General features: G+C 34.0%; 8 protein-coding genes. 6 read left to right on the plus strand and 2 right to left on the minus strand.

Going from position 1 to position 7,342, the window contains the following annotated elements:
- Nucleotides 1-3: 3 nt before the first annotated feature.
- The gene (locus DN410_RS26395) at nt 4-1,014 is read right to left on the minus strand and encodes an aldo/keto reductase (protein WP_149178670.1); all 1,011 of its coding nucleotides are present in this window, start codon (nt 1,012-1,014) and stop codon (nt 4-6) included.
- 419 nt (nt 1,015-1,433) lie between these two features.
- Between DN410_RS26395 and DN410_RS26400 the strand changes: the two genes are divergently transcribed.
- From DN410_RS26400 to DN410_RS26420, 5 genes are all read left to right on the plus strand, one after another.
- Nucleotides 1,434-1,778 (plus strand): winged helix-turn-helix transcriptional regulator, encoded by a 345-nt coding sequence (locus tag DN410_RS26400; RefSeq protein ID WP_000860819.1) that lies wholly within the window; start codon nt 1,434-1,436, stop codon nt 1,776-1,778.
- A gap of 190 nt (nt 1,779-1,968) precedes the next feature.
- Nucleotides 1,969-2,295, plus strand: a complete 327-nt coding sequence (locus DN410_RS26405; RefSeq protein ID WP_149178671.1) for a winged helix-turn-helix transcriptional regulator — start codon at nt 1,969-1,971, stop codon at nt 2,293-2,295.
- Between the two features lie 310 nt (nt 2,296-2,605).
- Entirely contained in the window at nt 2,606-3,778 is a 1,173-nt protein-coding gene (locus DN410_RS26410; protein ID WP_149178672.1) for a cyclopropane-fatty-acyl-phospholipid synthase, read from the plus strand.
- Between the two features lie 205 nt (nt 3,779-3,983).
- Entirely contained in the window at nt 3,984-5,045 is a 1,062-nt protein-coding gene (locus DN410_RS26415) for an oxidoreductase (RefSeq protein WP_149178673.1), read from the plus strand.
- A 32-nt stretch (nt 5,046-5,077) separates the two neighbouring features.
- Nucleotides 5,078-5,815, plus strand: coding sequence for a GntR family transcriptional regulator (locus DN410_RS26420; RefSeq protein ID WP_149178674.1), 738 nt, complete (start codon nt 5,078-5,080; stop codon nt 5,813-5,815).
- 70 nt (nt 5,816-5,885) lie between these two features.
- Here DN410_RS26420 and DN410_RS26425 read toward each other — a convergent pair whose 3' ends face one another.
- Nucleotides 5,886-6,230 (minus strand): winged helix-turn-helix transcriptional regulator, encoded by a 345-nt coding sequence (locus tag DN410_RS26425; protein WP_071711655.1) that lies wholly within the window; start codon nt 6,228-6,230, stop codon nt 5,886-5,888.
- A gap of 607 nt (nt 6,231-6,837) precedes the next feature.
- Here DN410_RS26425 and spxA point away from each other — a divergent pair.
- Nucleotides 6,838-7,233 (plus strand): transcriptional regulator SpxA, encoded by a 396-nt coding sequence (gene spxA, locus DN410_RS26430; RefSeq protein WP_000261180.1) that lies wholly within the window; start codon nt 6,838-6,840, stop codon nt 7,231-7,233.
- Nucleotides 7,234-7,342 lie beyond the last annotated feature (109 nt).

The following is a 7,342-nucleotide window of genomic DNA, read 5'->3' on the forward strand; positions in this document are numbered from 1 at the left end:
AAATTATTTTACGTTGATTGGTAGTGGTGCATTAGGTGCTACTAGTTTTTGTTCGCGCATTTCTTCCCAGAATGCTGCTGGAATTATTGTGTTTAAGGCGTTTTGATCTTCTACAATTCGTTCTGGTTTACTTGCACCAGGAACAACAGCAGCAACTGCTGGATTCGCTAGTGAAAATTGTAATGCTGCAGCTTTGATGCTGATTTCGTGACGATCTGCAAGAGCTTTGATTTTCTCAACTTTTGCAATAATTTCTGGTGATGCTTTTTGATATTCGAAGTGAGCACCTCCAGCAAGAATACCTGAGCTATATGGGCCACCAACAACAATATCCATATTATGCTTAACAGCTGCAGGCATTACTCGTTGCAATGCACGCTCGTGGTCTAGTAATGAATAACGACCAGCTAGTAAAGATATATTTGGCTTCGCTTCTTCTAAATCAAGCATAAGTTCAATTGATTCTACTTTGTTTACTCCTAGTCCCCAGCCTTTAATGACTCCTTCTTCACGTAAACGTGTGAGTGCACGGAATGCTCCTGTTCGAGCAATTTCAAATTGTGAAATCCACTCATCACCATAAAAGTCTTGTGCTAAATCATGAATGAAAACAAAGTCTAGACGATCTGTTTTTAGACGTTTCAAACTTTGCTCGATAGAACGAAGTGTTGCATCTGCGCTATAATCATTGATCATTTTATTTTTACGACCAAATTCGAACAGTCCGCCTTTTTCACCTAAATCACGTGCAGATGGATCTTCTAGTTCATCTGAAATCGTTCGACCTACTTTTGTGCTTAAAAAGTAATCATCACGATTTCTTTTTGATAGTGCTTCACCAAGACGAATCTCCGCTAAGCCAGATCCATAAAGTGGAGCTGTATCAAAGTAACGAACGCCATTCTCCCAAGCAGCATCCACTGTAGCAATTGCTTCTTCTTCTGGGATATTACGGTACATATTTCCTAGTGGTGCTGTACCAAAACCAATTTTTTCTTTTAATAATTTACTCATTATAGATATCCTCCTAAAATGTATTTGAAAATTAATTAATGATTGTGAAAATCAATATATGTCATTTCATCGTCTGACAAAAGGCATGATAAAAGTATATAAACAGTTAAAAAAGTACGTTAGCACTAAAAGGTAACATGGGTCATTTCTAACACTGCATGACTCACTCAACTCTTACAAATGCTATTATGAAATGTATTTTACATAATGAAAAGTACGTACTTTAAAGTGATATAGATACTAAAAAGTAATACAGGTACTTTTTAGTGCCGTACTACTCATCTGCTGTTTACGTATGCTATTATGAAACATGTTTAATACAATAAAAAGTACGTACTTTAAGGTGCTATAGATACTTAAAAGTAATATTTAAATCTTTAGCTTAATTGCCTTATAACATTATTAAAGGAGATTTTTATATGAAAACATACAATATTCCTGTAGAGGCGACTTTAGAGGTTATCGGTGGGAAGTGGAAAGTAGTTATCCTTTGTCATTTAAAGAAAGACAAAAAGAGAACGTGCGAATTAAAACAATTAATGTCTGGTATTACACAAAAGATGTTAACACAGCAATTACGTGAATTAGAAGAAGATGGTGTAATCGAGAGAAAAGTGTATAACCAAGTGCCGCCAAAAGTAGAGTATTCCTTAACTGATTACGGTCATTCATTAGATTCTATACTTGATTCTCTTTGTAACTGGGGAGAAAATCATCTTGAAAAGAATGGTAACACGTCTATGCTTATAACAGCAGCTGAATAAAGAAGGAAAAAACGAGCGAAGATACGCTCGTTTTTTCTTTTTGTATATAGGGAGATTTTTAAACGGCATAATTACTTTTTTGTAATATAGGTACTTTTTTGTGCTGTAGGAACTAAAATGTGCCGTATAGAAAATTAGTTATTTTTACGTAACAATAGAGAAGAAATTTAGAAAAAAGGAGGGAGAATAAGTGAAACAATATAATATACCGATAGAAGCAACTTTAGAAATTATCGGGGGAAAGTGGAAGGTTGTCATTTTATGTCACTTAACGAAAGGAACGAAGCGAACGAGCGAGTTGCAGCGTCTAATTCCTGAAATTTCTGTTAGAATGTTGACGCAACAATTACGTGAGCTGGAAGATGATGGTGTGATTACACGTGAAATCTATAAAGAAGTTCCACCCAGAGTAGAATACTCCTTAACTGATTATGGGTGGTCTTTGCAAAATGTATTAAATCAATTGACCGTTTGGGGAGAACGGTGCATAGATAGAAAAAATAGTAAAGTTAAGTGAAATCTCTATATGTAACATTGAAAACACCACCTAATGACGAGGTGGTGTTTTTTAGTATAAAAATTTAGAAAGTAAAAGTAAGGATCTATACCATATTAGCAACTGTTTTAGCCGTGATGAAGAATTGATTAAAGTTTTAATAGGTACTTAAAAGTGCCTTCATCACTTTAAAGTACGTACTATGCTACATAATATAACCGTTTTATAATGACACTCGTAGCAAGAAGTCATAACGGTTTTAAGCTATGTTCAAAAAAACTTATTAACTAGTATAGTTTTTTGTTCATTTTTTTTAGTAGGAGATGTTTATATGGTTGAAGAACTTTTTTATAAAAAAATACTTAAAAATCTTTTTTCAGATCCAGTTCAAATTACACTTTGGAATGGAGAAACAATACAATATGGAGAAGGGGAACCTCAATTTCATGTAACATTCCATAAGCCGCTTTCCAAAAAAGAAATCGCAAAGGATCCTTCTATTGCATTCGGTGAAGCATATATGAATGGGGACCTTGAAATAGAGGGTAATCTTGAAAAAGCCATTCAATCTATTTATAAAAGGCAGGACAGCTTTTTAGGTGATAGTAAGTTGCAATATTTCAAAAGTAAATGGAATTTCTCGAAACAAAAAAATAAAGATGATATTGCTCATCATTACGATATTGGGAACGATTTCTATAAATTGTGGCTTGATGAAACAATGACATATTCTTGTGCATATTTCCAAAATGAGCAAGATTCTTTAACGACAGCCCAACATAATAAAGTGAATCATATTTTGAAAAAGTTGAACCTTCAAAAAGGTGATACGCTATTAGATATTGGCTGCGGGTGGGGTGAACTCATTACAGCTGCCGCTAAACAGTACGGTGTGAAAGCGATGGGAGTAACGTTAAGTGAGGAACAATATGCTAAGACTTCCGAGCGAATTAAAAAAGAAGGGCTTACGGATTTAGTTGAAGTATCTTTACTTGATTACCGCGATATTAAGAATCGTAAATTTGATAAAATTGTTAGTGTAGGTATGATTGAACATGTAGGAAAAGACAACATTACGCAATACTTTGAGACAGTTAATACGCTACTAAATGATGGTGGGATTTCTCTACTTCATTGTATTACTTCTCCAGCCAATGGTGGTGCTACGAATGGTTGGATTGAAAAATATATATTCCCTGGCGGTTATGTCCCTGCTGTTAACGAATTAATCACGAACATGACAAACGAACAATTTTTCATTGTTGATGTGGAAAGCTTACGTAGACATTACGGGAAAACATTACAACATTGGTCTCAAAATTTTGAAAACGTACTGGAGGAAGTTCGCAAAACGAAAGATGAGCGATTCATTCGTATGTGGCGCTTATATTTAAATGCATGTGCAGCTTCGTTCTTTACAGGTAATATTGATTTACATCAATTTGTATTTACAAAAGGTATTAACGATACAATTCCGATGACACGTTCTTATATGTATGAATAAGAGTGTGATCTAATAGCTCTTAAAACAATGTTTAAATTTATAGATCCATAACTTAAAGTAAAAAGTCGGGATGAAAATCGAAATGATTTGTAGCCCGACTTTTTTATTTATTATATATATTTAAAATCAAAACTATATACTTTTAATGATAAAAATATATAATAAAAATAGAAACAAAATTTTATGAGCAAGGAAGTTGAAGAATATGACATTAACAATGGGCTTTATTGGATTTGGAAAATCAGCTAACCGCTATCACTTACCGTATGTAAATACACGTAAAAATATAAAAGTAAAAACGATTTTTGCACGTCAAATTAATGAAGAACTAGCGGCTCCATATGAGGAAAAAGGTGTTAGTTTCACTACTGATTTGGATGAATTGTTGAATGATAAAGAAATTCAAGTGGTGACGGTCTGTACGCCAGCACATACGCATTACGAATTAGCGAAAAAAGTTATACTTGCTGGAAAATCGGTTATCGTTGAAAAACCATTTTGCGATACAGTAGAACATGCGAAAGAATTATTAGCCTTAGGACGAGAGAAAGGTGTAGTAGTTATGCCTTATCAAAACCGCCGTTTTGATGGTGATTTTTTAGCGGTGAAGCAAGTTGTAGAACAAGGATTCCTTGGTGATATCGTTGAGGTTGAATCACATATTGACTATTTCCGTCCTGGTTCAATCACTCACGAAGGTCCAAAAGAAGAAGGTTCATTTTATAGTTTAGGTATCCATACGATGGACCGTATGATTTCACTATTTGGCCGTCCTCATACGGTGACATACGATATTCGTAATAATGAAGTGGAAGATGCGGTTGATAACTATTTCGATGTTGGTCTATATTACGGAAATCAGCTGAAAATTAAATTAAAAACGAGCCATGTTGTAGCGAAAGATTATCCACGCTTTATCGTTCATGGAACAAATGGATCGTTTATTAAGTATGGTGAAGATCAGCAGGAAAATGATCTGAAAGCGGGTATTATGCCTGAGAGTGCAGGATTTGGTGAAGATTCGCCGATGTACTATGGAATTGCTAAATATCAAAATGCAAACGGTGATTGGATTGAAAAACAAATTAAAACGCCGCTTGGTGATTACGGTCGTTTCTATGATGCAGCGTATGAAACAATCGTAAATGGTGCACCAAAACTTGTGAAAGATGAAGAAGCGGTAACGAATATTGAAATCTTAGAAAACGGATTTGCTGCTCCATCACCTTCCGTTTACAAACTTGAGGCTTTAAACTTGAATGAATAGAAGAGGGAATACAGCATAAAGGAGGTATGGAAATGGCAAGCGGATCAACACAAGTAAAATACCTCGGCATTTACCAAAAAATTAAACAGCAAATTTTAGACGGTGAATATAAAATTAATGAAAAAATTCCAAGCAGTCCCATCCTTGCTGAAGAATTTGGCGTTTCAGTTCTTACTATTAAAAAAGCGCTGGATTTGTTAGTTAGAGACGGATACATCATCCGCCGGCGCGGAAGTGGAACAGTCGTTCAAGATTGGCGGCAGCAGGAAAAGGCACGAATGATTCAAACTTTAACAGGTACAAAAGCTGTTTATGGCAGCGAGGTAGAAAGTAAAATTATCGAGTTTACGATTGTCGGTGCCGATGAAATAATTGCTGAAAAATTGGGCATTTCAGTAGGGGATTTTGTATATAAAATTATTCGCCTCCGTATCATTCACAGTATCCCAACGATTATGGAGCATACATGGATGCCTATTTCGGTCATTCCAGGTGTGGAGGTTTCTGTTTTAGAGGAATCGATCTACTCGCACATTCAAAATAAACTAGCTCTTGAAGTGGGAACATCCGTTGTTAGGGTCAAAGGAATTCGCCCAGATGATAAAGAAAAGCAGTTTATGAACTTAACAAATCAAGATTTCCTAATGAGAGTTGAACAAGTGGCCTATTTAACGGATGGACGAACTTTTGAATACTCTTATGCTGATCATCTGCCAGAAACCTTTGAATTTGAAACAGTTATTACTGCAAAAAGTTATAAAGAGGTATAAAAAATAGGTTGGGGCAATTATTGCCTCGACCTATTTTTTGTCTTCAATATAGTTATAATAGGAACAGTTATTATTCATCGGCTGTAATAAGCATGGATGTGTTACCGTTTTTTTCAAGATGAACTTCGCCCCAAGTGCAGAGGGAATCGAGTATGGCTCCTAAAGACGAACCGTAATTAGTTAAAGAATATTCTACTTTCGGTGGTACTTGGTCATATACTTTCCTTTGAATTACATCATCTTCTTCTAATTCACGTAATTGTTGTGTTAACATTTTTTGAGTAATACCAGGCATTAAACGTTTTAATTCGCTCGTTCTTTTTGTTCCTTTCTTTAAATGGCAAAGGATAACGACTTTCCACTTTCCACCAATAACTTCTAAAGTTGCTTCGACAGGAATATTATATGTCTTCATAAAAAAACTCCTTTGATAAATTTAGATTACAGTTTTGGGTTTACCTACTCAAATTATTTCTTTTTAGTGCCTATAATACTTTAAAGTGCGTACTATTTATTGTGCTAAATATCGTTCATAATAACCGATGTAAGAGAGAAATAAGCAGAACGGCATGAAAATACATACGTTACTTTTTAGTACCTATAACACTTTAAAGTGCGTACTTTTTATTATGCTAAATATATTTCATAATAGCACACGTAAGTAAGAAATGAATAAAATGTATTTTGAAGTGCATTGGAAATTGGTTTGCTATAACGCTATGGTGAAATTCAAACAAAAAAATGATTAATTACTCCAAGACTTAACAGTTGATTAATTGAACTGTAAAGTTTAAAATTACAGTAAGATTTTTAGAAGTGAGTTGTTATCGTCTGTAAAATGTAGTTTCAATCATTTTATAAAAGAAGCATGAAAAGAAACGAATAGTAGAAATAAGCGAAACATTGCCGAATAAATAATATTACGTGTATTTGATTCTAAACTGTAATTTTTTTTAATACATTTAAATAATCGATATATAAAATGTACGTTTCATAAAGAACATTAAAGGAGTGAGTGAAATATGGTGGTTTTATATACAACAGCAAGCTGTGGTTCATGTCGAAAAGCAAAAGCATGGCTTGAAGAGAATCAAATTGATTATACTGAAAAAAATATCGTATCCAATTCTATGACAGTGGATGAACTTAAATCCATTCTTCGTTTAACAGAAGAGGGTGCTACTGAAATTATTTCAACTAGATCGAAAACTTTTCAAGACTTAAATATAAATATAGATGAGCTTTCGCTGAATGAATTTTATAAATTAATAATTGAGCATCCACTAATGTTGCGTCGCCCAATTATGCTGGACGAGAAAAGATTACAAATTGGTTTTAATGATGAAGAAATTCGAAAATTTTTACCACGTAGCGTTCGAACATTCTTGAACATTGAACTGCAAAAGTTGGCTAATTAATAAGTAATAGTATGAAAGATAAATTTTTTGAAAGGAGGAAACAGAAGGTGATAGAAGTATGCGTTACAGTTAATTATAAAGATAGAAGCTATCAAACAAATGTTATTGT

Origin of the sequence: Bacillus sp. SH5-2, from assembly GCF_008368905.1 — a bacterium.
GTDB classification, from domain to species: domain Bacteria; phylum Bacillota; class Bacilli; order Bacillales; family Bacillaceae_G; genus Bacillus_A; species Bacillus_A luti.